At 66.1% G+C, this 24,840-nt stretch carries 36 protein-coding genes; 27 read left to right on the forward strand and 9 right to left on the reverse strand.

Going from position 1 to position 24,840, the window contains the following annotated elements; all coding sequences use genetic code 11:
- Window positions 1-19: 19 nt before the first annotated feature.
- The 9 genes from ACT7B3_RS08590 to ACT7B3_RS08630 all read right to left on the reverse strand — a co-directional run bounded on the left by ACT7B3_RS08590 (window position 20) and on the right by ACT7B3_RS08630 (window position 4,419).
- Window positions 20-235: a hypothetical protein gene (locus ACT7B3_RS08590; RefSeq protein ID WP_445157624.1), complete on the reverse strand. Its 216-nt coding sequence runs from the start codon at window positions 233-235 to the stop codon at window positions 20-22.
- Between the two features lie 96 nt (window positions 236-331).
- Window positions 332-925 (reverse strand): HNH endonuclease, encoded by a 594-nt coding sequence (locus ACT7B3_RS08595; RefSeq protein WP_445157625.1) that lies wholly within the window; start codon window positions 923-925, stop codon window positions 332-334.
- The gene (locus tag ACT7B3_RS08600; RefSeq protein WP_445157626.1) at window positions 922-1,134 is read right to left on the reverse strand and encodes a hypothetical protein; all 213 of its coding nucleotides are present in this window, start codon (window positions 1,132-1,134) and stop codon (window positions 922-924) included. Before ACT7B3_RS08600 ends, ACT7B3_RS08595 begins: the two co-directional genes overlap by 4 nt.
- The gene (locus ACT7B3_RS08605; protein WP_445157627.1) at window positions 1,131-1,277 is read right to left on the reverse strand and encodes a hypothetical protein; all 147 of its coding nucleotides are present in this window, start codon (window positions 1,275-1,277) and stop codon (window positions 1,131-1,133) included. Before ACT7B3_RS08605 ends, ACT7B3_RS08600 begins: the two co-directional genes overlap by 4 nt.
- Window positions 1,274-1,411, reverse strand: coding sequence for a hypothetical protein (locus ACT7B3_RS08610; RefSeq protein WP_445157628.1), 138 nt, complete (start codon window positions 1,409-1,411; stop codon window positions 1,274-1,276). Before ACT7B3_RS08610 ends, ACT7B3_RS08605 begins: the two co-directional genes overlap by 4 nt.
- A 173-nt stretch (window positions 1,412-1,584) precedes the next feature.
- Window positions 1,585-1,800 (reverse strand): hypothetical protein, encoded by a 216-nt coding sequence (locus tag ACT7B3_RS08615; protein ID WP_445157629.1) that lies wholly within the window; start codon window positions 1,798-1,800, stop codon window positions 1,585-1,587.
- Between the two features lie 298 nt (window positions 1,801-2,098).
- Window positions 2,099-2,407: a LuxR C-terminal-related transcriptional regulator gene (locus ACT7B3_RS08620; RefSeq protein WP_445157630.1), complete on the reverse strand. Its 309-nt coding sequence runs from the start codon at window positions 2,405-2,407 to the stop codon at window positions 2,099-2,101.
- A gap of 413 nt (window positions 2,408-2,820) precedes the next feature.
- Window positions 2,821-3,876 carry a J domain-containing protein gene (locus ACT7B3_RS08625; protein ID WP_445157631.1) on the reverse strand — a complete coding sequence of 352 codons (1,056 nt, stop codon included), beginning with the start codon at window positions 3,874-3,876 and terminating at the stop codon, window positions 2,821-2,823.
- Between the two features lie 9 nt (window positions 3,877-3,885).
- Complete coding sequence (locus ACT7B3_RS08630) at window positions 3,886-4,419, reverse strand: helix-turn-helix domain-containing protein (RefSeq protein WP_445157632.1); 534 nt, start codon at window positions 4,417-4,419, stop codon at window positions 3,886-3,888.
- Between the two features lie 166 nt (window positions 4,420-4,585).
- Between ACT7B3_RS08630 and ACT7B3_RS08635 the strand changes: the two genes are divergently transcribed.
- From ACT7B3_RS08635 to ACT7B3_RS08765, 27 genes are all read left to right on the forward strand, one after another.
- Window positions 4,586-4,831: a hypothetical protein gene (locus ACT7B3_RS08635; protein WP_445157633.1), complete on the forward strand. Its 246-nt coding sequence runs from the start codon at window positions 4,586-4,588 to the stop codon at window positions 4,829-4,831.
- A gap of 110 nt (window positions 4,832-4,941) precedes the next feature.
- Window positions 4,942-5,757 (forward strand): BRO-N domain-containing protein, encoded by an 816-nt coding sequence (locus tag ACT7B3_RS08640; protein ID WP_445157634.1) that lies wholly within the window; start codon window positions 4,942-4,944, stop codon window positions 5,755-5,757.
- A complete protein-coding gene (locus ACT7B3_RS08645) occupies window positions 5,754-6,629 on the forward strand; it encodes a hypothetical protein (RefSeq protein ID WP_445157635.1) in 876 nt (291 codons plus the stop codon). The genes ACT7B3_RS08640 and ACT7B3_RS08645 overlap by 4 nt, the downstream gene beginning before the upstream one ends.
- On the forward strand, window positions 6,626-7,447 hold the full coding sequence (locus ACT7B3_RS08650; protein WP_445157636.1) for an ATP-binding protein: 822 nt from the start codon (window positions 6,626-6,628) through the stop codon (window positions 7,445-7,447). Before ACT7B3_RS08645 ends, ACT7B3_RS08650 begins: the two co-directional genes overlap by 4 nt.
- Before the next feature lie 2 nt (window positions 7,448-7,449).
- Window positions 7,450-7,995, forward strand: a complete 546-nt coding sequence (locus ACT7B3_RS08655) for a hypothetical protein (RefSeq protein WP_445157637.1) — start codon at window positions 7,450-7,452, stop codon at window positions 7,993-7,995.
- Window positions 7,992-8,450 (forward strand): recombination protein NinB, encoded by a 459-nt coding sequence (locus ACT7B3_RS08660; protein ID WP_445157638.1) that lies wholly within the window; start codon window positions 7,992-7,994, stop codon window positions 8,448-8,450. Before ACT7B3_RS08655 ends, ACT7B3_RS08660 begins: the two co-directional genes overlap by 4 nt.
- Complete coding sequence (locus tag ACT7B3_RS08665) at window positions 8,447-8,794, forward strand: DUF968 domain-containing protein (RefSeq protein ID WP_445157639.1); 348 nt, start codon at window positions 8,447-8,449, stop codon at window positions 8,792-8,794. The genes ACT7B3_RS08660 and ACT7B3_RS08665 overlap by 4 nt, the downstream gene beginning before the upstream one ends.
- Complete coding sequence (locus tag ACT7B3_RS08670; RefSeq protein ID WP_095619220.1) at window positions 8,791-9,261, forward strand: Holliday junction endonuclease; 471 nt, start codon at window positions 8,791-8,793, stop codon at window positions 9,259-9,261. The genes ACT7B3_RS08665 and ACT7B3_RS08670 overlap by 4 nt, the downstream gene beginning before the upstream one ends.
- Window positions 9,258-9,458 carry a hypothetical protein gene (locus ACT7B3_RS08675; RefSeq protein ID WP_445157640.1) on the forward strand — a complete coding sequence of 67 codons (201 nt, stop codon included), beginning with the start codon at window positions 9,258-9,260 and terminating at the stop codon, window positions 9,456-9,458. Before ACT7B3_RS08670 ends, ACT7B3_RS08675 begins: the two co-directional genes overlap by 4 nt.
- A 102-nt stretch (window positions 9,459-9,560) precedes the next feature.
- Window positions 9,561-10,148, forward strand: a complete 588-nt coding sequence (locus ACT7B3_RS08680) for a helix-turn-helix domain-containing protein (protein WP_445157641.1) — start codon at window positions 9,561-9,563, stop codon at window positions 10,146-10,148.
- Entirely contained in the window at window positions 10,148-11,149 is a 1,002-nt protein-coding gene (locus ACT7B3_RS08685; protein WP_445157642.1) for a hypothetical protein, read from the forward strand. Before ACT7B3_RS08680 ends, ACT7B3_RS08685 begins: the two co-directional genes overlap by 1 nt.
- 67 nt (window positions 11,150-11,216) lie before the next feature.
- Window positions 11,217-12,665 (forward strand): hypothetical protein, encoded by a 1,449-nt coding sequence (locus tag ACT7B3_RS08690; RefSeq protein WP_445157643.1) that lies wholly within the window; start codon window positions 11,217-11,219, stop codon window positions 12,663-12,665.
- 34 nt (window positions 12,666-12,699) lie between these two features.
- Complete coding sequence (locus tag ACT7B3_RS08695) at window positions 12,700-13,782, forward strand: hypothetical protein (RefSeq protein WP_445157644.1); 1,083 nt, start codon at window positions 12,700-12,702, stop codon at window positions 13,780-13,782.
- Between the two features lie 109 nt (window positions 13,783-13,891).
- A complete protein-coding gene (locus tag ACT7B3_RS08700; RefSeq protein WP_141246897.1) occupies window positions 13,892-14,713 on the forward strand; it encodes a hypothetical protein in 822 nt (273 codons plus the stop codon).
- A complete protein-coding gene (locus ACT7B3_RS08705) occupies window positions 14,706-15,431 on the forward strand; it encodes a hypothetical protein (protein WP_445157645.1) in 726 nt (241 codons plus the stop codon). Before ACT7B3_RS08700 ends, ACT7B3_RS08705 begins: the two co-directional genes overlap by 8 nt.
- Window positions 15,428-15,913 carry a hypothetical protein gene (locus ACT7B3_RS08710; protein ID WP_445157646.1) on the forward strand — a complete coding sequence of 162 codons (486 nt, stop codon included), beginning with the start codon at window positions 15,428-15,430 and terminating at the stop codon, window positions 15,911-15,913. Before ACT7B3_RS08705 ends, ACT7B3_RS08710 begins: the two co-directional genes overlap by 4 nt.
- On the forward strand, window positions 15,910-16,248 hold the full coding sequence (locus ACT7B3_RS08715; protein WP_445157647.1) for a hypothetical protein: 339 nt from the start codon (window positions 15,910-15,912) through the stop codon (window positions 16,246-16,248). Before ACT7B3_RS08710 ends, ACT7B3_RS08715 begins: the two co-directional genes overlap by 4 nt.
- Window positions 16,248-17,303, forward strand: coding sequence for a hypothetical protein (locus ACT7B3_RS08720; RefSeq protein WP_445157648.1), 1,056 nt, complete (start codon window positions 16,248-16,250; stop codon window positions 17,301-17,303). The genes ACT7B3_RS08715 and ACT7B3_RS08720 overlap by 1 nt, the downstream gene beginning before the upstream one ends.
- Window positions 17,303-17,827, forward strand: a complete 525-nt coding sequence (locus tag ACT7B3_RS08725) for a hypothetical protein (protein WP_445157649.1) — start codon at window positions 17,303-17,305, stop codon at window positions 17,825-17,827. Before ACT7B3_RS08720 ends, ACT7B3_RS08725 begins: the two co-directional genes overlap by 1 nt.
- Before the next feature lie 159 nt (window positions 17,828-17,986).
- Entirely contained in the window at window positions 17,987-19,666 is a 1,680-nt protein-coding gene (locus tag ACT7B3_RS08730; protein WP_445157650.1) for a hypothetical protein, read from the forward strand.
- Between the two features lie 10 nt (window positions 19,667-19,676).
- Window positions 19,677-20,255 carry a hypothetical protein gene (locus ACT7B3_RS08735; RefSeq protein WP_445157651.1) on the forward strand — a complete coding sequence of 193 codons (579 nt, stop codon included), beginning with the start codon at window positions 19,677-19,679 and terminating at the stop codon, window positions 20,253-20,255.
- Window positions 20,256-20,270: 15 nt separating this feature from the next.
- Window positions 20,271-21,923 (forward strand): hypothetical protein, encoded by a 1,653-nt coding sequence (locus ACT7B3_RS08740; RefSeq protein WP_445157652.1) that lies wholly within the window; start codon window positions 20,271-20,273, stop codon window positions 21,921-21,923.
- 9 nt (window positions 21,924-21,932) lie between these two features.
- Window positions 21,933-22,646, forward strand: coding sequence for a hypothetical protein (locus ACT7B3_RS08745; RefSeq protein ID WP_095619237.1), 714 nt, complete (start codon window positions 21,933-21,935; stop codon window positions 22,644-22,646).
- Between the two features lie 62 nt (window positions 22,647-22,708).
- On the forward strand, window positions 22,709-23,467 hold the full coding sequence (locus ACT7B3_RS08750) for a hypothetical protein (RefSeq protein WP_095619238.1): 759 nt from the start codon (window positions 22,709-22,711) through the stop codon (window positions 23,465-23,467).
- Entirely contained in the window at window positions 23,467-24,225 is a 759-nt protein-coding gene (locus ACT7B3_RS08755; protein ID WP_445157653.1) for a hypothetical protein, read from the forward strand. The genes ACT7B3_RS08750 and ACT7B3_RS08755 overlap by 1 nt, the downstream gene beginning before the upstream one ends.
- A complete protein-coding gene (locus tag ACT7B3_RS08760) occupies window positions 24,197-24,439 on the forward strand; it encodes a hypothetical protein (RefSeq protein WP_095619240.1) in 243 nt (80 codons plus the stop codon). The genes ACT7B3_RS08755 and ACT7B3_RS08760 overlap by 29 nt, the downstream gene beginning before the upstream one ends.
- Window positions 24,440-24,482: 43 nt before the next feature.
- Window positions 24,483-24,839 carry a putative holin gene (locus tag ACT7B3_RS08765; RefSeq protein WP_176475692.1) on the forward strand — a complete coding sequence of 119 codons (357 nt, stop codon included), beginning with the start codon at window positions 24,483-24,485 and terminating at the stop codon, window positions 24,837-24,839.
- Window position 24,840 lies beyond the last annotated feature (1 nt).

Genomic DNA, 24,840 nt, shown 5'->3' on the forward strand with positions numbered 1-24,840 from the left:
AATGACTCAGCGATCTCCATCATGAGGCGAACTCCTCCTGGCGCTGCCGGTACCAGCGCACGACCGCCTGCAGGCTGCCGCGGGCATCACAGGCGGCGGTCAGGCTGGCGACGCGGGTCGCGTCCTCCCCGGCGGCAAGCAGGCGGGAGAGCCCACCGGCCAACTCGGGGCCTAGATTTGGGTCGTGAACGGCTGCGCGAAGCGCGTCCAGCAGCTCGATGTCATCGATATCCATGGCGGGGCTCCTATCGAGTCAGGAAGGCGAGCACGACGGCGGCCAGGATCAGCGCCATGGCGATGCTCAGCCCATGGGTGGCGATCGGCTCGACCATCACGCTTTTCTCTCGTGGTAATGGGCGATATCCGCTCCGTGATTTGGTGAGAAGTTGTTTGAAGACCGGAAGTCGGCGACAGCTTTTGCGGCGTCTTCAACGCGGTCGAAGTGACCAAGAAAGTGGCTTCTGCCACCTATTTGGCATCTAGCCGTCCACTTATTGGCTCGCTTACTCCAGCCGACGCCAGTCACCCCGCTAGTGTTGTTTTTGTTTTTTGAGCGGTTTTTCATGTTCCGGCTTCGGTTTGAGCCTTTCAGGTTGCCCCACCTGTTGTTTGTCGCGTCCTGGTCATGGTGATCGATCTCGTCTGGCAGCGGGGCATCGGTCATCCATAGCCAGGCCAGGTGGTGGGCCTTCCGGTATTTGCCGAGCAGCTGAACGACTCGCCGCTGGTAGCCGTTTTCATTGTTTCGCCACAGGCGATCCGCTCGTTTGCCGGCGCACCTTGAGTTCCAGGAGCTGCAGGCCCGCTGGGTTTTAAACCAGTGCACGCCTCTCTTCCGGAAGTAGAAGGCTCCGGTGCCTGGATCGTATTCAAGAAGCTCTCGCACAATCCCAGGCGTCAGACCGGCTAGTGAGCGAAACTTCATTTGAAAAGCCTTATCAGCGGGGCCTTGATGCCCTGGCGGCGGGCGATGTAGTCGGCGTAGCGCCTCGCGTTGTCGGCCTGCTGGGTAGTGAGCGGGCCGTCCTCTCGCTTGCGGCGCGCCGGGGCGATGACCGGGCAATCCGGCCCTCGAATGATCGGGACGGTCCCGATGCCCAGCCGAAGGCGGGCAATGTCAGCGGTGCGGTTCATGGGCGATACCTCTCGTACAGCCAGGCCCCGGTACCGGCGATGGCGAACATGCCGGCGAGCAGGGCGGCGGATCCGATGGCCCCAGCCAGAGCCGGGTCGATGTGATGCGCCAGGGCGCTAGCAATGGCGGCTGCAGGGTTCATTGCCAGACCTCCCGAAGTTCGCGTTTCAGCTGCATGTCGCGCAGCTTCTGGTCGATGAGTCGGCGGCAGGCGTAGCGGGAGGCGCCGCGCTGGTCGTTCTGAATGCGTCGCTCGTGCTTCGTGGCTGGTGTCATGCCAGGCTCCAGATGTCCGTAAAAAAGCCCGACGGGAAGCCGGGCAATGTGCAGGGAACTGAAGGGTGATGCCGCTGGCATCGAGAAGCACCCTGACGCCGCAACGGCGGGTGGGTCGGAGACCTACGGCGCCAAGGCGCTTCTCGATGGCCCCTGTTGCCAGGGGCCGGGCGTTACCTGAGTCGAATCAGTCGGCCAAGCGTGGCGCGCCCGGTCACGGTGCGGCCTTGCATCGTGACCGAGGCGCCTTGTTTCTCTTGGGCGATGGTGATGACGATTTCGTAGCTGCCGCCTGCTGCCAGGGCTTGCCTGATGGCGGTAGCAACCTTGCTCTTGCTGAGTTGGCGCCCCATGTCAGCCATGGCGGCGTCGATAGTGTCGATGGCCATACGCTCTCCCTTGCTGGGTGATCGTTCCTGATGGCGCGCCGATACCCGGCATTCACAGCCCCAGGCAGGGGCGCTTGGTGCCACTTGCGCTGTGGCTGCGTACTGCTGGTGACACGCCGTGGAGTCGCTTTCCTCCGCGCTTGCCGGCGCCCGCCAGGGTCTACGGCATTCCACCGCGATTATCCTGGCGACCCGCTAGGGTCGGCGTGCCCGCCTGTCCGACATGAGGCCGGATGGCGCCCCCTTACCAAGCCAGGGGGAGGCGTGATCAGTTGTTAAAGAGCCGTGGCGGCTGGCGTCAGATGACGACGGCCGGGATGTCATCGAGTCGTTGCGTCAGGCGCCGAGGCGCGTTGCGACGCAGGCTGTCCGGATGCCCGTCGCACATGGCGACGATGAGCAGCAGGCACAGCGGCTTGATGAATCCACGGCTGATGGAGAGGGCAATGAGGTGGGCGGTGTTGCGCGCACCATGACGCTCGCAAGCGATTTGCAGGTGGCGGCGAACCGTGGGCAGGGCGCAACACAGGATGTCAGCGACTTCTTGGCCGGTGTGTCCCCGGGCCATGAGTTCGACTATCTGTGTTTGGCGCTTGCTCAGGCTCATCTCATCCGCCCCAACTATCAACCGTTGAGTTGATACTAGGAGTTGGGGCAGAAGGAGTCAACTGTAAAATTGATTCTTTTTAGAAAGCTACGCGCTTCTCGGCGTATCTAGTTGATTCTGCGTTCGAAAAAAATTCGGCGGCACGCTCTTTTCGGAGCTGGTCGTAGGCGAGGTCAAGGCGACGAAGGGCGTCGCGGGACATCCTTGGAATGGCGATGGCGGGCGGGTGGCTGTTGCGTTTCTTCATTACTTCCCCACGGATAGGCGATGGCTGCCATCCAGGCAGCGTGGCTTTATGGTTGCGATGGCCCTCCCGGAGGGAACGCTAAGTATATCGAACTAAGTCGGAATGGTTAGCCATGAATAAGGGGTATGAAGGGTGTAATTGATCAAGTCTTGACTTAATGGCGCGACTATAGCCTTGCCAGCAGCTCGTAGGCGGCGCGGATTGCGCGAAAGTCAGAAGGTTGTCCGCCGCGGTCGGGATGATGTCGAAGGGCTGCACGCCGGAAGGCGGCCTTGATGGTGGCGGCCGGTGCCGGCCAGGCGCGAGGATCCAGATCAAGCACTGACAGCGCCCAGCCCAGACTGTCTTCGGGCAGCTCGATGACGGGGAAGTGAGGGTTGTCTCGGTCGGCGTCGTGATATTCCGGCGGATCGTCCTCGTTCATGAAGGCGTCGAAGTCAGGGTCGTCATCTTCGTCGTAAAGTCGAAAGTCCGGTGGCGGGTCGGCGTAATAGGTGCGCGAACTCGGCCGATGATCGACCTGGCGATCGCGCTCGAGCACGTCGCGAGGCAGTAGAGCGATGTCGACCAGGTGTTGCCGCCAAATCGGGTGCAGGAAGGCGGGGCCGGGACGGAACGGGAGAACGTCTACGGCCACTCGACGGGGTGTGCGTGAAATCACGCGATGGCAGGTGTCGCGCCGGTAGCGGTCTCGGGCGTAGATCAGCGGTATCTCTGCCGGCTGGCCGCATTTCGCCGCGGGGCGGGCTGCCCGGGCAGCGAGCCGCTGCCGCGCCAGATAGCGACGCAGGAACGAAGACGCGCGCCAGACCAGGTGGCCATCGGCCAACGCCCGCCCTGGCGGGTCGCCGGTATCCCGAATGGCCAGCGGCGGCTGGCTCAGCAGATAGCTGGCGGGGCTGGCCCATACCGCCCAGCGGCGGCCTGATGCCGAACAGAAAGGGCGGCTGTCGACGAGCAGCTCGATCAGGGCGGCGTTGATGTGGTGGGTGGGTGAGAGGCGCAGCCGCTTGGCCATGCCCAACATGGCGGCGACATCCAGCATGGCGTCGGGATCGGGAGCGTAGCCCGAGGTCAGCGGGGCGCGCTTGACGTCGGCGCTGGGCAGGATATCCCACACGCACCACAGGTAGCCGCCGCGGCGCTCCGCCCAGGTGACCAGCGCAGCGTCGTCATGCGCGGTACCGGCGAGGCGGGCCGTCGACAGGTAGAACTCCTTCATGGTCGGCCTTCAGTCGACAGCTTTCGGTCCGGTCGAGTCATTGGATGCGGCCTGCCATTCGCGCTTCTTGCGCGCCACCTCCAGAACCAGCTCGCCGCGTGCTGCCTTCTCTTCCATGCCCTCCAGCAGCAGGTCGTGGGCGCGGCGCATCACCCACAGGAACTGGTCAGCGGTGCCGTTGGGCAGCAATTCGGACACCACCAGCTCGGTGATGTCGCCTGCCTGGCGCAGCAGCTCGTCGGGCGGCCCGTATTGACCTTCGCCGGATGGCGCGCCTTCCCGTCCGGAGAGATAGGCCATGGAGACACCATACAGGTCGGACAGCTTGCGAAGGGTCTCTCGCTCGGGTTTCGACTTGCCCTTGGCCCACTTCGATACCGCGGCAGTGCCAACGTAGCCGGCCGACCCCTCGGGGCCCGTGTCTGCCGAGATGACCTTTTGCATGCCATAGACCTTGGTGCGCCTATGGTGTCGCAGCGCTGTCTCCAGGATTCGCTCCCAGATGATGCGCTTTTCTTCTTCTTCCGAGTCAGGTCTCGGCATCGAGCTTTTCCTCCGGCATGCCGGCAAATGTTTGGTTGGCAATCGTTCGGTTGATTATAGGCAGCTTAGGAGCAATGCCAATTCATCGGAAAGAACCAATTTCTTGAACTATCAACTTTACGTGGCATACTCTCTACTATCCGGTTGATAGCTTGGTAGAAACTACGTGACACAGAACGCTAAGACGGCCAAGGTGCCGACGCTCAGGGAGCTCATCAAGGATTGCGGCGGCCCCTCTGCCGTGGCGCGTGAGCTCGGCTGCTCGACACAGAACGTTCACAAGATGATCCAGCGCGGCCACTTGCCCTATTCGGAGCTGCGGGAGCGCTCGCGGGCCGAGGTATTGGCCGGCATGCAGAAGAAGGGGGACCTGACCGCCGACCAAATCCGCCGTATCGGGTTCGGCCTGTAGCAATGGGTGGCTGCATCACCACCCCCGAGCCGGGCGTAGCCCGGACACAACAACGCCCCGATCGGCTGCCACCGCGGGGCGTTGCTGCACACCTAGTTTGTGGAGCCAGTATGAACGAAAAAGCATCAAACGTCCAGTTGACTCCGTTCACCTTTGATGAACGGCAAGTCCGCGTTATTCAAGGCGAAGACGGCGAACCTCGCTTTGTCGCCAAGGACGTGGCCGAGGCCCTTGGCTACGTCTGGAAAGGGCAGTCCGGTTCACTTGGGCATGTGCCCGAGGAGTGGAAGGGGGTCTGTTTCGTCCAGACCCCCTCCGGACGCCAGCAGATGGCCGCGCTGACCGAGCAAGGCCTGTATTTCTTCGTCGCTCGTAGCGACAAACCCAAGGCGCTGCCCTTCCAGAAGTGGCTGGCCGGCGAGGTGCTGCCCGCCATCCGCCAGACCGGCGGCTACCAGCTGCCGGCCGCCCGGCCCGATCAGGCGCGCCTCACCGGCGAGCTAGCCCTGCTGGAGTGCTTCTGCACCCTGAACAATCCGGCACCGTCGAGCCGCGTCGTGCTACTGGAGAAGATCGGCAGCGCCCACGGCCTGAATACCGCCTGGCTGCCCGGGTATGTCGAGGATGGTCCCGAGGCGGGGCAGGGCTCACTGGACACCGATAGCGCCACTGCGCTGCTGGCCGAGTTTGGTGTGCGCATCACGGCCGCTGTGTTCAACCAGCGCCTGGCGGCTATGGGCATCCTTGAGCGTCGCAATCGCAAGGCACGCAGCGGCACCAAGGCCTACTGGTGCGTGACCGACAAGGGTCAGGCCTACGGCAAGAACATCACCGCCCCGCAGTCACCCCGCGAGACCCAGCCCCACTGGTACCGCGACCGCTTCCTCGACCTGCTGGCCCTGGTGGGCATGAAGGGGGCGGCATGAGCATTCGTCGTGCACCGCGCCCGCAGAGCAATTTTTACATGCTCGACAAGCGGATCAGCGAGGATCGCCGCCTGACATGGGCTGCGCGTGGCTTGCTGGTCTTCCTGCTGGGCAAGCCCGACAACTGGGAAGTCAGCGTCAAGCATCTGGTCAACGAGACCGCCGATAGCGTCAAGCAATCCCGGCGCGATGCGGTATACGGCCTGCTGCGAGAGCTCGAACAGGCTGGCTATCTGCGCCGCAGCCAAGGGCGTGGCAAGGGTGGCTCCTTCGGCAGTGCTGACTACATCGTTCACGAGACACCGTGTACGGATAATCCGGATACGGACGAGCCGCGTCCGGATTCGCCGGATACGGATAAACCGGATACGGCTGAACCGTATACGGCCAATCCGACACAAGTAAGTACTGAGGGGTTAGAGAGTATTGAGGGGTCAGGAAGTATTGATTCTCAACAATGCGGCGATGATCCCGACGGTGCCGCTGCTGCTGACGAAGACGAGCCTGCTGCTGGCCCCATGGAGGCTGCCTTCGAGACCTTCTGGCAAGCCGGCATGCGCAAGGCCAACCGCAAGGCGGCCCGCAAAGCCTTCGAGGCGGCTGCCAAGGCGTCTGACAAGACCCTGGCGGAGTTCGCCCGATTCCTGGCCGACGACATCGGCCGCCGCATCGCTGCCGAACAGCTCGGCTTCGATCGCATGCACCCCACGACCTACCTGAACGGCGAGCGCTGGGAAGACGACATGCCGCCCCCGCCTGCGCAGACCAATGCCAAGCCCGGGCGAGCCGGTTTCGCCCAGCCCAAGCCTGCCGGCAGCTACCACCGCCCGGCCGATAACGACATGCCCCAGTGGGCCACGGAGGGATCATGAGCCAGCACCTGACCACCACCCCGGCAGTTCGCGGCCACCTCGCCAGCCTGATGGCCGGCAAGACCAAGACCGCCGACAAGTCCTGCCGGATCCATGGCGATTACGTGGCGAGCCTGATGCCCAACGACAAGTGGAGCGAGTGCCCGCAGTGCCTGGACGACGACCTCAGGGCGCAAAGCCAGGCCGCCATCCGGGAGCAGCGCTCGACGTCCGTCGCCCAGCGGCGCACCAAGTTGCGCGAGGGCGCGATGATCCCCAAGCGCTTTCGCAACCGCACGCTGTCCGGTTACCAGGTCGATGACAGCCGCGACAAGGCCCGCGTGAAGGCCATCTGCCAGGCCTACGTGGACCGCTTCGACGACCGTCTGGCGCAAGGCGGCGGCCTGGTGTTCGTCGGCGGAGTGGGTACCGGTAAGTCGCACCTCGCTTACGCCATCGGCAATGCCCTGTTGGATCGCGAGCACACCGTGCTGGGCATCGACGTCTACGAGCTCATCGACCTGGTGAAGGAGAAGGTCTACCGCGACGGCGGCATGTCCGAGCGCCAGGCCGTGCGCACTCTGGTGGACGGCCTCGACCTGTTGATCCTCGACGAGGTGGGCGCCCAACTGGGTACCGACTGGGAGATGGTCATGCTCTTCAAGGTGATTAACGAGCGCTACAAGGAGGAGTTGCCGACCATCCTGATCTCCAACCTGGACAAGCCCGAGCTCGAGGGCTACCTGGGCCCCCGCGTCATGAGTCGCACCGAGGAGGGTGGCGGCACGACGCTGGTGCTCGACTGGGAAGACTACCGCAGCCGCGGCAAGGGGGCGTGATCATGACAGAGCTCAGCCCCCAAGCCCGTCAGGCCCTGCATGCCGTCGTCTTCACCGAGGAGCGCGATGCCCGGGTCGAGACCCTGTTGCGCTTCGGTACCGAGGCCGGCGCCCGCGCCCTGCTAGAGCTGGTCGCCGATCTGGTGACCCTGGCCGACCAGGTGATCGACAACGGCCGCGACCACGCCATCGACCTGCTGATTCAAGAGGCAGGGCTGCATCCCTACGAGGCCGAGAAGCTCAACTACCCGAGCCTGAAGGGCGCGCTGGTGGGGCTCGAGGCCGCCGAACGGGTACCGGCTCACGCACGTGATCGCGTCTGCCCCGGCTGTGCTTACCGGGCAGGCAGCGTTGCCAATCAGTGCTTCACCACGCAGACCGACGCCGACTGCGTGCTGGAGAGCGGCGACGCCTTCCTGTGCCATGCCCGCGGCCTCGATGACGTGACCGACGAGCCGACCCGCCCCTGCATTGGCCACGCCTACGCCGCCAGGCAGCACGCCAAAGACTGCATGGAGGACCATCACGGCCCCGAGGGGGCGGCATGAACCGCTCCGCTTCCGCCAATCAGGTCGAGTACGTGATCCAGCACCCGGGGCAGCTGGCCCCGGTCATGAGCCAGGCCATGGCGATGGCCGGTCGCGGCCTCAGAGGCGGTCCGGTGCGCGTGGTGCTGACCCGCATCGAGGAGAAGCGCACCGACAGCCAGAACAAGAAGCTGTGGCCGATGCTCAGCGACCTGTCCACGCAGGTGGTGTGGCACGGCGTCAAGATGGCCCCGCACGAGTGGAAGGACCTGGCCACGGCGGCACTGAAGCGTCACCGCATGGTGCCCGGCATGGATGGCGGCTTCGTCATGGTCGGGCTCAGCACCAGTCGCATGAGTAAGCGCGTGTTCTGCGACCTGATCGAATGCCTGTACGCCTTCGGTACCGAGCAGGGCGTCCAGTGGAGCGAGCCCGCTCTGGCCCTCTACGAGGAGTACAAGGAGGCCCGCCAGTGATCCCCAAGAGCAAGGCCTGGCGCTCTGAGCGCTATCTGGCATGGGTGCGCAGCCTGCCGTGCTGCATGACCGGCGAGGAGGGCTGTGAGGCTCACCACGTCATCGGCCTGGGGGGGGGCCTGTCCGGATGGGGGCTCAAGGCGCCTGACTCGTTCGTGATGCCGCTGACCCCGTGGGCGCATCGCATGGTCCACCAGCGCGCCGAGTGGCAGCCCTGGCAGGTGGAGTGGCTGCAGCAGACGATTCGCGCCGGCCTGACCGAGTTCGCCAACGACCCCGACATTCGCGAGCAGCTGACCAACGCGCTCGCCTTCATCGCCGCAAGGGAGGGCGCCACGGCATGAACATCATCGGTATCGACCCCGGCAAGTCCGGCGGTATCGCCTCCATCAACGCTGCCGGACAGGCAGCCGGCGACGTGATGCCCATCATCGGCAAGGAGATCGACGGCCACGAGCTGGCCCGGATCCTCACCGCGGCCTCTCCCGGACTGGTGATCATCGAGAAGGTCGGCGCCATGCCCAAGCAAGGCGTGACGTCGACGTTCACCTTCGGGGCTGGATATGGGCGCTTGCTGGGCGTGTGCGAGGCCCTGGGCATCCCGTACCGCCTGGTGACCCCGCAGGCCTGGAAGAAGCGCGTGCTCGCCGGTACCGCCAAGGACAAGGACGCCGCCATCGCGTTCGTGAAGCGCGCCTTCCCCATGGTCGACCTCACGCCGGGCAAGAAGCGGGTGCCTCACGACGGTATCGCCGACGCCGTATGCCTGGCCGAGTACGGCCGTCAGCTCATGGCCAAGGGGGCGGCGTGACGGCAACCAAGCTGGAGTGGCAGCGGGTCAGCAACTACTGCATTCGGGCCGGGCAGTACCGCATCGCCAAGGTGGTGCTCGGCGGAGACGAATGGTTCGAGCTGCATGCCGCCGATGAGCGGCTGGGCATGTGGCGCGGCAATGCGGCCGCCGCGAAACGGGCCGCGCAGAAGCATAACGACGGGTTGAAGGGCTGACGACTGGGGGTTGGCATGGAGCAGGTTGAGGTAGCAGCCAAGGCAGCGATAGGGCGCCGTCGAAACGGTGGTCCGGGCGTTCCTACCCGGCAAGAGCAGGTGATGCTCGCCCGCCAGGTGGGTGACAGGTTGCGGGAAGCCAGGGAGATGCAGGGCTATTCGCAGGTCAAGGCCGCCCAGCTGCTGGGGTACGCCAATTCCGCCAAGCTGGCCAAGATCGAGCTCGGCAACTACAGCTCGCAGATTCCGCTGTGGGTGGTGAAGCGCGCCGCCCTGCTGTACGACGTCTCCGTCGACTACCTGCTGGGCAACACGGAGAGCATGGAGATCGGCGAGAAGCGCAGCCACGCCGCCCGGGATGCCATCATCCTGATGCGCGAGGAGTGGGAGCGCCAACGCTGGCGAGACATGATCGCCACCCGTCAGGTGCAGGAGCGCGTCGAAGCCGTCGAGGAACTGGTCAACCTGATGTCCAAGCAGGTCGGCGAGGCATGCGAGGCCCTGTCCCGCGTCGAGGAGCTGAACCCGCGCCGCTGGGAGAACGTCAAGGGCGGTTCGCGCCTGCAGTCTGCTGTCGAGCGCGCCGCCGCCACCGGGCGTACTGCCGATGCCAAGCTCAAGCGCCTGCATCGCGACGCGCGATCCGCTGCCGGCGCCGTGCAGCCTGAGTTGGAGCTGGTGTACACCTGATGGCGAAGTTGACGGAACAGCAGTGGCGCAAGGCGAGAGAAACCTGGGAAGCGGATTCGCGCGACGGCTACGCCTGGCTGATTCGGGAACTGGGGCTCGACGTGTCGGGCCCTGCCGTGCGCAAGCGCGCCCTCAAGGAGGAGTGGGTCAAGGGCGGCAGCAAGGCGAAGCCGGCCCGAAAACCGAAAACCCAGAAACCCAAGGCGAAAACCGGAAACCGGAAACCTCGCCAGAAACCGGAAACCACCGTCGAGGAGCTGGAAGAGCTGCCGCCGGAGATGGCAGACAAGGCGGTACCGCTTGAAGACGCCGAAACCATCCCCTGGGACGAGGCCGGAGAGGAGGAGGGCGGCGTATCTCACAACTTCACCCTAACGCGCGTATGCACACAATCGCTCGAGGAGGACTTCGGCGACAGCCCGCTGCATGAGATCTACGAAACCGATGCCAGCGGCCGCACCAAGTACCGCCGCCAGTACGCGCGCCTCGCCTACAAGCATGCCCTGCTGGGCGCCACGCCCGCCCACGTCGCCAGCCTGCTGGAGGTGACGGAGCGCACCGTCTACGACTGGATGGAAGCGCACCCCGAATTTCGCGCCGCCATGGAGCAAGGTCGCGTCGACGCCGACGCCAACGTGGCGCGCTCGCTGTACAAGAAGGCGACCGGCTACACGCACCAGGCGGTCAAGGTGTTCCAGTACCAGGGGCAGCCCGTGGTGGTGCCCTACACCGAGATCGTCCCCCCGGATACCGAAGCGGCGAAGTTCTGGCTCAAGAATCGCCAGCCCGAGCTGTGGAAGGAGAAGGTCGAGATCGAGGAGAAGCCCACCCTGGCACTAGTCGACAAGGAGGCGATGGATCGCGTGTACCGCGAGGCCCTGGAGCACGCCGCCGAAGTTGAGCGGCAGATGCAGGGGCGTGCCGAGCGGCTTGGGCTAACCATCGATCATGACGACATCGGGGTAGGCGTCGGAGGTGGCGCGGGGGGCAGCGATGCGTAAGAAGCGCACCCTGCTACATGAAGACCCGCGCTGGCTGCCGTTCTGCAAAGCCTATGCAGGAAACCTGGTGCGATTTCAAGTCGAGGTGCTGGGCATGCGGCCCACGCCCCAGCAGATCCAATTATTTCAGAGCGTGGCGCCGTCGCGCTCCATGGTCAGCGTGTCGTCGGGCCACGGTACCGGCAAGACTACATCCATCGCTGCTATCGTGCTCTGGCACCTGCTGTGTTACCCGCAGTCGATCACGCTGCTGACCGCCAACGACATGGCCCAGCTCAAGGCCACGCTGTGGAAGGAGATCGGCCTGGCCGTCGAGCGCATCCGGCGCGGCCCGTTCGGCTGGCTGGCCGAGCACATCGAGATCCTGTCCAACGGCGTGATGCGCATCCTTGGCTTCAAGGACACGTGGTTCGTCGAGTCCAAGACCGCCAACGAGAAGACCGCCAACAAGATGGCCGGCCGCCACGGCGAATGGCTGATGATCATCGGCGACGAGGCGTCGACGCTGCCCGACGCGGTGCTGACCACCCTGCGCGGGGCGCTGACCGAAGAACACAACCGCATGCTGCTGACCTCGCAGCCGACCCGCAACGCCGGTTTCTTCTATCGGACGCACCACGACCTGAGCAAGCTCAACGGCGGCGACTGGACGCCGCTGGTGTTCTCCTCGCTGGAATCGCCGCTGGTCAGCGACCAGGCCTTGAAGGAGCTGTGGGACAGCTACGACGACGACGAGCGTCGCGTGCGCCTGCTCGGCCTGTTCCCGCTCGAGTCCGGCAAGCACATGATGAACCTGCCCGTGGCCGAGGCCCTGTACCGCCGGGGGCGGATCATCGGCGACGACGAACCCTATGGTTGGGTGGTGCTGTCCGACATCGCCAGCGGCGAGGGGCTGCGCGACAAGAGCACCGTCGTGGTCGCCCGCATCATCGGTTACGGGGAGCGCGGCCCCGACGCGCGGCGCGTCGAGATCGTGACCGTGCCGGTGCTGACCAACAACGTGCGCAGCAACCGCTTTGCCGGGCTGGTGGCGGAGAGCGGCGACCCCTACGACGGCGTGACCTACGTGGTGGACTCCGGCGGCCTGGGCATCAATGTCTGCCAGGATCTGGAGGACATGGGCAAGCCCGTTCACCGCGTCAACTGGGGCAACCCATGCTTCCAGAACAAGAACAAGGATCGCTACATGAACCTGCGGGCACAGGCCATGCACCAGGCCGCGCGCGCCGCCAAGGAAGGGCGGCTGTCGATCCTGACCGGCGAGCACCGCAAGACCATGCTGTCGCAGTCGAGCCGCATCCCGAAAACCTTCACCGACAAGGGGCGGATTCGCGTGCCGCCGAAGCACAGCAAGGAGTGGGAGGGCATGCCATCGCCCGACCTGTGGGACGCCGTGTGCTTTGCCTTCCTGGAAGGGTTGATCTACACCGCCAGCCAGGAAGGCGACGGCGACGGGCGCTCGCTGGGCGATTCGCTGGAGAGCGAGGCCGAAGCCTTGTTCGACGACGTGGTGTAACATATCGGCTTCAGGGGATAGAAGGGGTCTAACGATGAAAACAGGAGTCGTGGCAGCGATTTTTGCAGGAGTGATGGCGACCACCGCTTACGCTGAGCCGCTGTTTGAAGTGAATGAAAGGCTGGCGGATATCGAAGCGCGGCAACAAGCAGAGCGCCATGCCGCCCAGTCCACAACAAGACAGAGCGAGGCAATTGCCGAGGAGCGTCAGCGAGCGGCAGACAGAGCAAGGACTGAACGCGAGCGCCTGAATGCCGAGCACGAGCGCCGGCAGCAGGAAGTTCGCCAGTCGAGAGAGCAGGCCGTGTCCGCCTGGGAGAACGCCCCTCGCCTGAATGACCGTCAGGCCCAGTTCATCAACGATGTCTTCGGAGGTGTCTACTCCCAATCAGACGAGTACGTTGCGGGCATCGGCCGCGTGTCGCAGTCCATGCTCAGGGTGGGGGTCGAGGGTGGTCGGCTCCACATGGCATTCGCCAACCGATCGCTGAATCCCGTCGTTGAATCCATCGATGAGGAGAATCGCTCGTTCAACTTCCGCATCGGCGGGGGAAGGCTGGCCACAATGCAGCGCTCCCCTAATATGGCGGTTCTGACGGGGTATAACGGCACCCAATATCTCTATTTCGTGCGCAGCCTCGCCGGAGAGGATCGTGAGCGGCTTGGAATGCCGCGCCAGGGGGTGGCAGCAGGTAGTGGCGGGCAGCCCCCGGCTGCTCAGGGCGCCCGCTCGGGCTCCGCAATTCTGACCGGCGACCAGGTGCAGCAGATCACTGCCATGATGCTTGATGCCTACCGGGACGGCCGGGCCGAAGAAATGTATCGCACCGAGATGCAGTGCTGGGTAGATGTGCCTGCCGGCGGCGGGCAGCGTGACGTGACCATGGAGGCGTGTGCCGTGGCTAACTTTGCCGCTACGGTTATTGAGGTTGCGAATGCCGACGAGCAAGGTCGCCGCCCGCATGCTGAGTACGATGCTGACGAGGCGATGAGCCGCGTCCTATCCCAGTGGTCTGCGCATGGCATGGAGGAGTCAGCGCTATCTGAGCGCCTGATGCAATCAGTGGATGCCAACATGAGCACCATTGTTGCCGCGCTGGAGGCAAGCGGGCTGTAGCGCCTTCCAGTTTCTCCGCAAACCGGAAACCAGACGGAAAACCCACCGATATCCACGGATAGCCTTGCCGCATCATGCCCTCATGGGAGTCAACCGTGAGGGCATCACCATGCAGCAACCTCCGCTGATTAAGTACAACCTGAAGGAGCGCGGCCGCCAGTTCCGTGGCGTGGAGCGCAACTTCGACATTCCGGCCATCGTGGCCAGCGTCAACAGTCCGGCCACGCAGGAGCGCGTGGCCACGCGCGGCATGCTGGGCTACTTCGGCCACTGGCCGCGCGTGCGCTTCGGCATGGAGCCCGCCGAGGGTGGTATGGCCGATGGCAAGGCCCAAGCCGTCGAGCCGGCGGTGGTCACCACCCATCTGCGGGCCTACGACGACGGCACCATCGAGCACCAGACCGAGTTCCTGGACACCGCCACCGGGCAACTGGCGTCACGCATGTACGCCAATCGTGTCGGCGGCTTCTCGTCTGCCATCGACCCGCGCAAGCCCGAGTTGTATGGATTCGACTGGGTGAACGATCCGAACTACTCGACCAACCGGGGCTATGACCTGGTGCTGGACAGCGTGACCAGCGGCGAGATGTCCTTCGACGACGTACTGGCGGCCGAGCACGCCGACCAGATGGACGCCATGAACCGGCTGTTCGAGATGATGGACGCCAGCATGCGCCTGGCCCTGGATTCCGCCGCTCGCTTCGAGCGCGAGAACAGCGAGCTGCTCGACCTGCTGAGCAAGCACGAAGAGGCTGGCAAGGCCGTGCTGACTGACAGCGCGGCCACGCCCCGGGACGTGACCAAGCAGCTGGAGCGCGACCGCCAGTTCTTCATGGACAGCGCGCTGCCGCGTTTCCAGGATCCCGAGGCGAAAGTGGAGAACGATCGCGACTACCTGCGCCTGAAGCGTCGGATGTTCCTCCATGTTTGAGCCCGTGAAGGCCGGGCTCGGCGAGTTCATGCAGGCGTTCTATGCCGAGGTGGTGCCGACCACGCGCCCCCTGGTCGAATTCGTCGAGCGCGGCTTCCCGTACTGCGTGGCCTGGGCGCCGACGCGCATGGTCGACCGGGCCGAGGAGATGCTGGCCGCCTACCAGCGCAACGACACGCGCCAGGAGCCGACACGGCCGCCCGACCTGCCGGTCATCCTGGTGGCCGTGGCCAAGGACTGGGTGCCGGCAGGGCGCGAGTTCACGACACAGATCGCCGACCCGGTGGACATCACCTTTCCCGACGACCCGAAACAGCGCTACTTTCGCGTCAAGGCGGTGGCCGGCGACGTCAGGGCGCAGGTGGCCATCTTCGCCAGCGACGAGCCGACGGCCAAGAGCCTGGCCGCCCAGCTGCTGCTGTTCCTCGACTCGCCGAGCCGGCGCCGCTTCCTGGCGCGCTACCCGTTCGCCGGCCTCGAGCACGAATACCCGGCACAGGTGGAAGCGCCCGACAATCCGGCCTCGAGCATCGACACCGGCAGCCAGAACCTGACCGTGCTGGCCGTCGACCTGACGCTGAAGTGCACGGTACCCATCTTCATGGCGCCTAAGGCCGGCGAGCCCAACGACGGCAAGGGCACGCCCGGTACCGACGACCCGGCGGGCTACCCGCTCACCAACGAGGTCGATGCCGTCAGCCAGGAGCCGATCCCATGATCGAGCTGCAAGCCAATATCGCCGGCTATGCCGGCCGTCCGGCCACGGTATTCGCCGCCTATGACGAAGACACCGGCATCCTGGTGGTGGCCGCGTCCGTCGACCTGCGCCCGCGTCGACCTGGCTGCGTGCTGATCGAGACCGAGACCCGGGCCGACCGGGACTCGCTGTTCGCGTACACCGACCTGAGAGAGGCCATCACCGCCTACTACGACCTGAAGGGCAGTGTGGCGTCCGACGGTCGCAGCGCCAGGCTGCGCTTCGCCGAGCGCGCCATGCGGGCCGATCCGGCAGGCGGTATCGAGATGGATGGCGTCGACGTCACGGGGCCGCTCTACCGCATCTCCCCGGACACCGGCAATGCGCAGGTCGGCGCCCTGGCGCTGTGCCGCTACGTCAAGCGCTACTCAGCGGCGGCCGACGTCGTCAACATGGCCGACGACCTGAACAATCTGCTGTCCGGCCGGGTGGTGACCATATGAGCGTCGACCATCACAGCCAGGCCGCGCGCGTCTACTACCGCCTGGTGCGCGACTTCGCCCAGTCGGTGCAGCCCTGGGAGCAGGCCGTCTACCACGACGTGGCGCCCGACGAGCGCTGGGACATCACGCTGACCGCGCGCAAGGTCTACGGCGATGCCGGTGAGTTCCTGGCCATCATGGCCGCCGCCGGGCTGGATTCCGTCGACCAGCCACTGGAGCAGCAGCGCCTGGTGCTGCCCACCGCCGACCGCCTGCGCGCGTTCAAGCGCCGTGCCGGTTTCGAGTCGCGCGCCGACCACCGCAAGGGCGGCCGCCCGACGTGGAGGACTGACTGATGGCCGGAGACCGGCGAGCCATAGGCCGCCTGAGCGGCAGTGCCGGCGAGGCGCGCGCCCGCGCCCGCCAGGACGCCGACGAGCGCAGGGCGGCGCCCAACATTCTCAACCCCAACGAGGTGCGCGGCGATTACGACGCCGGCCGCATGCTGATGACCACCCTGGGCGGACAGGTGCGGCCGATCACCGCCGACGACCTGGCGGCGTTCCGCCACAACGCCCGCGTGGCCGGTCAGCGCTTCAAGGGCGGCATCACGGCGCGCCAGGTGATCGACATGTCGCTGTCCGCCGACCGTGAGCGAGCCCGCCGCCAGATCACCACCGCGGTACCGACGGCCGGCCGAGGCCTGCGCGGCAGTAATCGCCAGGTGGAGGCGCTGGAAGTGCGCTTCATCACCAACGCGGGGCCGGACAGCGACGTCAGCCGCCATCATGTCACCGTGGAGTTCGCCGGCTACCAGACGGCCATCGCGTCCGGCGCGGAGTCGCCCCAGCGGGCCGCCGCCCGCCTGCGCAAAGAGGGTGTGCGCTTCGACTGCGACTGTGGCCGGCACCGCTACTGGTTTCGCTACATCGCCACCATCGGCCGCTACAACGCCGGACGGCCGGAGACCGGCTATCCCAAGATCCGCAACCCGAAGCTCAACGGCGTGGCGTGCAAGCACGTGCTGCGCGTCATGGCCGAGATCGAGGGCGGCAGCGCCGTGCAGTCCTTTCTGGCCCGCGCCATCGCCAAGGGGCGTCAATCCGAGGATGGCGCCGGCCATATCCGTCAGCGGCAGCAAGAGGCCGAACGCCTGGCCGAGAAACAGGGGCGGCGCCCGACCGGCAATCGCAGCGCCACCGGTGACCGGGACTACGATCGTGCGCGGCGCGCGCTGCGCAAGCAGAGCCGGGCCACCAAGGTGAAGCCCAGGCGCACGGCCAGCGGCAGCAAGCGCATGCAGGCCCTGGGTGGCAGCACGGACGCCCGCGAAGCCCTGCTGGCCGCCGCGCGGGATCTCGGCCTCACGCCAGAACAGGCTGTCGCCATTCTTCAGGGAGGTAAGCGGTAATGCTCAACAACGTGCCGTCCGGCATCAACGCCATGGCCCGCAACGTCATCATCCGGCACCCCAACGCCTACAACTGCGAGGTCTATCGCCGCCAGATCGGCCGCCCCGACCCGGAAGCCGGCGGCGCGCCAACGCTGGGCGGCATGATGGTGCTCAACCCCGAGGACGAGGACGACATCCGCTGGGAGATGGTCGGCCTGGGCTTCGCGCTGCCGGCCGAGCAGTTCCAGCCGTCGCAGATGATGGACCGGCGCGACGCCAACAACGGCTATGCCGACGAGCTGCGCTTCCTGGTCGAACCCGAGGAGATGATCGGCGAGCCTGGCGGCTTCGAGGTCAAGAACCGCGACGTCATCTATCTGCTGCTGGGGGAGGGGGAGCAAGCGCCGAAGATCGCCTACGAGATCGTCGCCGTCGAGGCCGTGGTCAACGTGCCGCCCTTCGTGCCGCGCTACGTCGTCAACCGCCGCGACGACCTGGACATCATCGATCCCGACGAGCCGGAAGACGACGAAATCGCCTGACGCCTTGCTGCTGTCGACCGCTGCCGGCCGCGCGCCGGCTTTTTTGTGCCCGCAAACCCGGAAAATCGCCCGCCGGCCCGTCCGGGGGCGGGCTCAGACTCACCCTATCCGGCCACCTGGTCGGCCTTGCACCTACCGTAGAGCAAAGGAGAGAGGGCTATGCCTCACCACTACCACAGCCGCGAGACCGCCGAGGTCGCCGAGTTCATCGATTCCTTCCGCCAGGAGTCGGTCAAGAGCGGCGTCTTCGATTCGGCCGCTGCCGACGACTTCCTGACCACCGCGATCAACCAGAGTGCCGGCGTCAAGGTGCCGCAGAAGCTGCAGGCCGCACTCGACGAGGCGGACGACAAGTCCGCGTCCATGCTGTCGCGCGCCATCTTCGACGGTGCCGCCGTCTACGAGCAGGCGCACGGCGCCCCCTGCCCGGCCGACGTCATGCAGCAGGCCATTCACCTGGCCTACGCCACCACCAATGAAGCGCGCCGCAAGATGGGCATGACCCTGGACTCCGCGACCAGCGAAGGTCATGACGCGCTGTCTCTCCAGCCCAACCGGGCGGTGGTCGCCATCCTGGCCGCCCTGACCGAGGCGATTCCGTTTGCCCACTACCTGCCGGCGGACATCAACTCCAACGAGGCCAAGCTGGCCATCATGACCCACCAGGCGGGTCGCGATTACGGTCGTTACAGCGCTGGCGGCATCATGGACGGCGCCAATTCCGGCGACACCTACATCTCGTCCAGCCGCGAGCACAAGTGCGAGGTCGAGACCGACGCCGAGGGCGACCCGACCGGCAACATCACCGGCAAGCTGACCGCCATTCAGGACACCGACGAGACCTGCGACCCGGATGCCGCAACGGTCAAGCTGCTGCGCGGCCGCGCCATCGTCTACGTCGACGGCATGATCGTCGCCAAGGAGGTGAGTTCCACCGGTACCGGCACGTCCGCGGTCAGCGGACAGGTCGACATCGAGGGCACCACGCACCAGATCGGCGGCACCATCAACCCGGATAACGGCGCCATCGCCCTGACCGCCCAGCCGCCGCTGCCGGCCAGCACCCACGTGCTGGTGGAGTCGTTCATCGACTACGAGCGCGCCCCGGAGCTGACGCCGGAGATCATCACTGCCGTCGACACCTTCCAGCTGTTCGCCAAGCCGTGGCGGGTGACCACCCACCAGACCATCGACAGCCGTACCCAGATGGCCAACGAACTGGGCCTGGACCCGTACAGCGAGGGCGTGCTCGGCATCCAGTCGCAGTTCGCCAACGAGCGCCACTACGAGGTGCTGCGCAAGGCGCGTCGCCTGGCTGGCCGCAACCAGGAGACCTTCGACTTCGCGTGGGCCTCGCAGGGCGACTACAAGTCCCGGGCCGACGTGTGGCGCGACTTCAACGCCGTCGTGGGCGCTGTCAGCCAGCGCATGGCGCTGTCCACCATGAACCACGGCGTCACCCACCTCTACGTGGGCGAGAACGTCGCCGCCCAGATGCAGGGCCTGCCCGCCGATATCTGGGAGCCGTCTGGCGTCGTCGAGCGTCCCGGCATCTTCCGCCTGGGCCGCCTGTTCGGCCGCTACGACGTCTACTACAGCCCCAAGGTGGTGCTCGAGACCGCCAACAGCGCCGAGGTGCTGTGCGTGGGCCGTGCCACCGACGTGACCCGCAACCCGTTCGTGCTGGGCGATGCCGTGCCGCCGACCGTGATTCCGCTGGCCACCAACGCCGACCTGAAGTCGGGCGCCGGCTTCTACGCGCGCAACTTCACCAGCGTGAACCCGCACCAGCCCAGCTCCACCGGCTGCGCGCTGATCAACGTCACCAACCTGTTCTAAGGAGTAGCACATGACTCGACTGGTCATCGGGCGCCCCGCCGTAGGCGGGATGGGCGCCAACCAGAAGGCCAAGGAGGCGTTCAGCGGGGCCGAGTTCCCGCTGGTCGTGAACGTCGTCAACAAGATGACGATCACGCTCAGCCTGCCCGAGGCCGGTATCAAGCTGCGCCCGCTGGCCAGCGGCGTGGCTACGTTCCGCGACTACGACCGCCTGCAGCGCGCGGTGTCCAGCCTGGAGCAGATTGCCAGGCTCAACAACGCCGCCCAGCTGGTCATCCTGGAATCGGCCGAGCCGTCGGCGGAGGAAGCCAAGGCCGCCGCCGAGCCTGTGCCCGGGGGTGATGCCGGCGATGCCGGCGACAGCGACGACGGCGATAGCGCTGGCGGTGACGGCGCCGAGCAGACGTCCGAGGGCGGGGCAGAAGGGGTGGTCACCATCGTGCAGGACGACGAGCAGGCGTTTGTCGTCGAGCTGGATGGCGTGCGCTTCGAGCCGCTGCGCAACCAGGTGCGCGAGGACGGCACGCTGACCGCTGGCGGGCTCAAGGCTTTCGAGGAAGCCAAGGCCGCCGCCGAGGCTGACGACTAAAAGGGGGCATCAGCCATGACCGTGTCATTCGTACGACAACTCGGCGCCGAGTCGGGGGTTCAGCTGAACCCCCTGGTCGACGGCTCCGAGATTCCGACGACCGGCAATGAGGACCAGCTGTTCGCCATTGCCATGCGCGCCTCCCGCGGGCGCATCGATCGCGCCTTCAAGGTCAATCGTAGCAACGTCCGTCAGCGCCTGGGGCATGGCGAGCCGATGCATGACAACGAGCTTAACGAGGCCTATGTCCACGTCCGTGAGGCGCTGGACAACGGCGCCTACGAGGCCGTGGTGGCGCGCCTGCACTCCGACGCCGCCGTGCTGAGCTGGATCGTGGTCAGGGAAGAGGTGGCCGGCGACCCCGAGGAGCCGACCGGGGGCTTCGTCTTCGAGGTGTCGGAGAACGAGCCCGAGTCCGCCTTCCTGTTCGCGGTGAAGCACCTGGAGTGTTTCAACGACGGTGTGATGGTCGAATTCCGGGCCGACGAGAAGCGCGAGGGCGGGGTCAACGTCGCTAACGACGTCATTACCCTGCGCCTGCTCGAGCCCAACGGCGACAAGCTCATCGAGATCACGGGCTCACTGGATCGCGACGCCAAGGACGACAGCGGCAACTCCTACTACCTGCCGAACGTCATCGAGAGCCGCACCGACCGCCTCGAGGTCCTGACCGGCGCCACGACCGTCATCGAGCCGGACTCCGACGCCTACGGCTATGACGAGATCTTCCGCGAGAAGTGGGCGACCTCCGAGGTGCTGGAGTACTTCGACGAGGGCGGTACCGCCTACGCCGTCGACGACTACGTGCGCGCCCGCGACCAGCTCTACGGCACTCAGCATGGCTACGCCTACATCGCCTCCGGCGGTAGCGAGGCGCCGGCACTGATCGCCGAGCTGGCCCGGCTGGGCTTCGACACCAACCGTCAGCTGCGTGTCGACGTCCCCGGGCATCTCGACGTCGAGGGCGCAATCGCCTTCGTCGAACAGATGAACCTGGGCAGCATGGCCGAGGCGCACCTGCTGCACGTCTTCTGGGCGCCGCTCAAGAGCAACGACCCGACCGGCATCAACGGCAAGCGCCACTTCGGTACGGCCACGCTCAACATCGCGCTGGCGTGCGGCCGCAACGCGCGCGTCAACGCCAAGGGCTTCGCGCCGAAGAACTACCCGATTGCCGGCCGTGAGTGGCCGGTTCGCCGCCAGGGCATCGTGCAGACCTACACGCCCAACAACCAGGAGCTCAACGCCCTGGCCCGGGCGAAGATCAACCCAGTGGTCTTCGAGAACTACTCCGGGGGCGGTCGCTACGTGTTCCGCGACTCGCTGACCAGTGCGCAGGTGGATTCCAGCCTGAAGAAGCTGATCGCGGTCGCCGACATGTCGACCTCCGTCGACGATGCCGTCACGCGCGCCGGCAAGGACTTCCTGCAGCTGCCGATGAACGTCTCCATCAAACGCATGCGGGACTTCCTGACCACTCTGTTCGAGGGCGCGGAAGCCTCCGGCTGGCTGGTACCGTCCGACGACCCGGCCATGGGTGGCGCGGCCTGGCGCTTCGAGGTCCAGCCCAACGAGCAGCGGCCGTATGAACTCATGGATGTCCGCTACTGGCTGCGCTACGACGGCACCAACCGCCAGACCCACGTGACCCAGACGCTGAGCCGCTAAGGAGAGACCATGTCTGATCTGCAAAACATGCTGCGTGGCGTGATGTACCCGCGCCACAAGCAGCCCGACCCCAAGCCCGCCGCCGAGGAGTCTCGGCGGTACCTGCTGCTCGACGATGCCGGCGAACCGATGCTCGACAGCGCCGGCGAGCACGAGCACATGAGTCTGCGCATGGACGCCGTGGCCGTCATCCAGCAGTGGATCGAGGAGGACGACCTTGACGACGGCGAGAGCAGCGCCGACCGCCTGCTGGCCATGATGGTCGGCATCGCCGACGGCAACCAGGACGGCGAGCTCGACGAGGACGAGCACGAGGTCGTCGACGTCGCCCGTGAGGCGGCCTGGGACTACCTGTCGGCCCTGGGTATCGAAGACGAGGATATCGGCCTGCTGCTCGACGACTGGGACGACGAGGCCGCCGAGCGGATCCGCGACGCCGTGGCGGCCGCGCTGCCCGACGGCGACGACGAGGCCGATACCGCCATCGACAACTTCACCTTCGACGACGCCGACCAGGAGGCGGTCTTCGACGCCACCTACCGCAAGCGCACCGTCGTTCGCGGGGGCAAGAAGAAGCGCGTCAACAAGCGCGTGTCCGGCAAGGTGCGGCTGTCCGGCAAGCAGAAGCTGGCCATTCGCAAGGCGCGTAACAAGGCACACAGTCCGCGCGCCAAGGCGCGTCGCCTGAAGTCGATGCGCGTGCGCCGCAAGATGGGGATGTAACCCTTTTCGAGGGGTGTTGCTTGGCGGCCGGTGGCCGCCTTTTTTTCTGACGGGAGTCTGACATGGTGCTGCCATTTGATGGGCTGGGGCCGCTGTGGGACGGCATCAATCCCCACCTGATCGCCACCATCTACGAGGTCGACCACGTCGGCGAGCAGCTGGACGATAGCCCGTTGGTGCGCTGCCTGTTCGTCGACGACGCCAACCTCGAGGCCACGCTCAACTGGCAATCGCCGTTCGACGGTGCCGGTCCCGAGGCCAGGGCGCCGACACTGGCCGCCATGTTGCAGAGCGGCGCCATCCAGCCCATCGCCGAGCGACTGGGCGACGACGTCGGCGGCGCCACCCGAGAGGTGAGCGAGACCGCGCGCGGGCGCACGGGCATCACCAAGCTCAACAGCACGCAGGTGTTCAGCGGCATGCCGCCCGTCCGCCTTCAGGCGACGATCATGCTGCGTGCCTGGCGGGACCCGGGCGCCGAGGTCGAGGCGCCGCTCGACCAGCTGATGCGCTGGGTGCTGCCTCAGTTCCTGGCCCCGGAGGGCACGCTGCTGACCGCGGCGCTCGACTGGTACCAGCGCGGCGAGCGCGACGTCAACGGCTTCATCGAGGCCGCCATGCCGTCGGCGGCGCCGTCGCTGCTGGCCGTGCGCTACAAGGGCCGCACCTACGCCCCGATGGTGGTCGAGAACATCGGCGTGCCGCTCAACTCCCCATCTGACCGCTTTGGTCGCTTCGTCCAGATCCAGATACCGGTGACGTTCAGCACGCTGACCGCGCTGGACCGCCACGACTGGGACGCCATGAAAGGAGTGCCGTGATGATTCACTTCCCGACCCTGCGCACCCGACGCCTGACGGTGCGCCTCAAAGAGCTGGCGATGATCGACGCCATCGCCCTGGCGGCCATTCCGCCACACCTCAACGAAGAAGCGACGACCGTCTTCCTGCGCGCGGCCGTCGACGATGCCCAAGGCGTTTCCGATCCCGACCAGTGGACGGTGCAGGAGCGCACGATGGCTGTCTGCCACTACATGGCGTCGACCCTGGACGATGGCCCCGACTTCAGCCTGGCCGGTGGCAAGGCGCGTTTCTCCGACTACCTGACGGGCGAGCGTGACTACGGCGCCGACAGCGTAGACGTCGGCGAGATCGAGGGCGACCACTGGACGGCACGCCACCTGACCGGCGCCCTGGCCGGTGCCGTCGAGCGCTTGACCGGCGAACTGCTGGGCGTCGACGGCCTGGCGCACTGGCGAATCGGCCGCATGGCGGCGCAGCTCGTGCCCAATGGCAACGCGGTACCGGCCGAGGGTGATATCGACGCCGCTCTGCTGGAGCGCATGCGTGTCATCACTCGCTACCCCGAGAGTGTGTTCGCCCGCCTGTCGGCCGGCTTCGACGCCGCCTGCCAGGAGCTGGACCACCTGTTTCTGATCGATGCCGACGAGCACGGCCTGATGGCCCTGCCAAGGGAGGATAGCGCGGCTGGCAAGCCGCCGGCGCGATTTCCAGTTGGCGCCTGCCTCACAGACCTCGCGCGACAGTTGGGTGGAAAACCAGCGGCTGCTCGCCCATAGCCTGGCCCTATATTCGGCGACATCACTTCCCGACGCGCTGCGCATGACCGGCAGCGAGGCCGAGGCCTTCTTCGAGGGCAAGGCCTACGCCGATTGGCGCAAGGGGAAGGAGCAGGAACTGAAGCTGCAGGCTGCCGTCAGCGACCGCTTGAACGGTGTGATCAGGGCCTGCGGCGCAATCGTAAAGACGGTGGCATCACTGGGGCGTCGTTGACGGGCGTCGTGAGGTGTCCGGCCATGCGCGACAGGAGGGCGATGTGGCAGAACCAACTACCAGCGCAGCGGCGGCAACGGCGACGGCGACCGGTATCGGCCTGGCGGCCCTGCTGCCCTGGATCGACGCCAATGCCCTGATGGGGGCGGCGCTCGGCGCCGGCCTCGTGGCCTACAGCAAGTCCGACCTGCGAGCCTGGCAGCGCCTGGGCGCGCTGCTGTTCTCCGCCCTGTGCGGCTATCTCATGACACCCGAGATCGTGGCGCAAACCCCGGTGACCCACGACGGAGCGGGCGGGTTCATCGGCGCCATCGTCGTCGTCCCGCTGTCGCTGAAGCTCATCCAGCACGTCGAGAGGTTCGACCTGGCGACGTGGCTCGACCGCCGGAAAGGCAAGTGAG

Source organism: Halomonas sp. E14 (assembly GCF_052568415.1).

Bases quoted from the DNA above. Each gene is read 5' to 3' on its own strand.
- ACT7B3_RS08590 (WP_445157624.1), bottom strand. From the start codon at position 235: ATGGATATCGATGACATCGAGCTGCTGGACGCGCTTCGCGCAGCCGTT.
- ACT7B3_RS08595 (WP_445157625.1), bottom strand. From the start codon at position 925: ATGAAGTTTCGCTCACTAGCCGGTCTGACGCCTGGGATTGTGCGAGAG.
- ACT7B3_RS08600 (WP_445157626.1), bottom strand. From the start codon at position 1,134: ATGAACCGCACCGCTGACATTGCCCGCCTTCGGCTGGGCATCGGGACC.
- ACT7B3_RS08605 (WP_445157627.1), bottom strand. From the start codon at position 1,277: ATGAACCCTGCAGCCGCCATTGCTAGCGCCCTGGCGCATCACATCGAC.
- ACT7B3_RS08610 (WP_445157628.1), bottom strand. From the start codon at position 1,411: ATGACACCAGCCACGAAGCACGAGCGACGCATTCAGAACGACCAGCGC.
- ACT7B3_RS08615 (WP_445157629.1), bottom strand. From the start codon at position 1,800: ATGGCCATCGACACTATCGACGCCGCCATGGCTGACATGGGGCGCCAA.
- ACT7B3_RS08620 (WP_445157630.1), bottom strand. From the start codon at position 2,407: ATGAGCCTGAGCAAGCGCCAAACACAGATAGTCGAACTCATGGCCCGG.
- ACT7B3_RS08625 (WP_445157631.1), bottom strand. From the start codon at position 3,876: ATGAAGGAGTTCTACCTGTCGACGGCCCGCCTCGCCGGTACCGCGCAT.
- ACT7B3_RS08630 (WP_445157632.1), bottom strand. From the start codon at position 4,419: ATGCCGAGACCTGACTCGGAAGAAGAAGAAAAGCGCATCATCTGGGAG.
- ACT7B3_RS08640 (WP_445157634.1), top strand. From the start codon at position 4,942: ATGAACGAAAAAGCATCAAACGTCCAGTTGACTCCGTTCACCTTTGAT.
- ACT7B3_RS08645 (WP_445157635.1), top strand. From the start codon at position 5,754: ATGAGCATTCGTCGTGCACCGCGCCCGCAGAGCAATTTTTACATGCTC.
- ACT7B3_RS08650 (WP_445157636.1), top strand. From the start codon at position 6,626: ATGAGCCAGCACCTGACCACCACCCCGGCAGTTCGCGGCCACCTCGCC.
- ACT7B3_RS08655 (WP_445157637.1), top strand. From the start codon at position 7,450: ATGACAGAGCTCAGCCCCCAAGCCCGTCAGGCCCTGCATGCCGTCGTC.
- ACT7B3_RS08660 (WP_445157638.1), top strand. From the start codon at position 7,992: ATGAACCGCTCCGCTTCCGCCAATCAGGTCGAGTACGTGATCCAGCAC.
- ACT7B3_RS08670 (WP_095619220.1), top strand. From the start codon at position 8,791: ATGAACATCATCGGTATCGACCCCGGCAAGTCCGGCGGTATCGCCTCC.
- ACT7B3_RS08680 (WP_445157641.1), top strand. From the start codon at position 9,561: ATGCTCGCCCGCCAGGTGGGTGACAGGTTGCGGGAAGCCAGGGAGATG.
- ACT7B3_RS08685 (WP_445157642.1), top strand. From the start codon at position 10,148: ATGGCGAAGTTGACGGAACAGCAGTGGCGCAAGGCGAGAGAAACCTGG.
- ACT7B3_RS08695 (WP_445157644.1), top strand. From the start codon at position 12,700: ATGAAAACAGGAGTCGTGGCAGCGATTTTTGCAGGAGTGATGGCGACC.
- ACT7B3_RS08700 (WP_141246897.1), top strand. From the start codon at position 13,892: ATGCAGCAACCTCCGCTGATTAAGTACAACCTGAAGGAGCGCGGCCGC.
- ACT7B3_RS08705 (WP_445157645.1), top strand. From the start codon at position 14,706: ATGTTTGAGCCCGTGAAGGCCGGGCTCGGCGAGTTCATGCAGGCGTTC.
- ACT7B3_RS08710 (WP_445157646.1), top strand. From the start codon at position 15,428: ATGATCGAGCTGCAAGCCAATATCGCCGGCTATGCCGGCCGTCCGGCC.
- ACT7B3_RS08715 (WP_445157647.1), top strand. From the start codon at position 15,910: ATGAGCGTCGACCATCACAGCCAGGCCGCGCGCGTCTACTACCGCCTG.
- ACT7B3_RS08720 (WP_445157648.1), top strand. From the start codon at position 16,248: ATGGCCGGAGACCGGCGAGCCATAGGCCGCCTGAGCGGCAGTGCCGGC.
- ACT7B3_RS08725 (WP_445157649.1), top strand. From the start codon at position 17,303: ATGCTCAACAACGTGCCGTCCGGCATCAACGCCATGGCCCGCAACGTC.
- ACT7B3_RS08730 (WP_445157650.1), top strand. From the start codon at position 17,987: ATGCCTCACCACTACCACAGCCGCGAGACCGCCGAGGTCGCCGAGTTC.
- ACT7B3_RS08735 (WP_445157651.1), top strand. From the start codon at position 19,677: ATGACTCGACTGGTCATCGGGCGCCCCGCCGTAGGCGGGATGGGCGCC.
- ACT7B3_RS08740 (WP_445157652.1), top strand. From the start codon at position 20,271: ATGACCGTGTCATTCGTACGACAACTCGGCGCCGAGTCGGGGGTTCAG.
- ACT7B3_RS08745 (WP_095619237.1), top strand. From the start codon at position 21,933: ATGTCTGATCTGCAAAACATGCTGCGTGGCGTGATGTACCCGCGCCAC.
- ACT7B3_RS08750 (WP_095619238.1), top strand. From the start codon at position 22,709: ATGGTGCTGCCATTTGATGGGCTGGGGCCGCTGTGGGACGGCATCAAT.
- ACT7B3_RS08755 (WP_445157653.1), top strand. From the start codon at position 23,467: ATGATTCACTTCCCGACCCTGCGCACCCGACGCCTGACGGTGCGCCTC.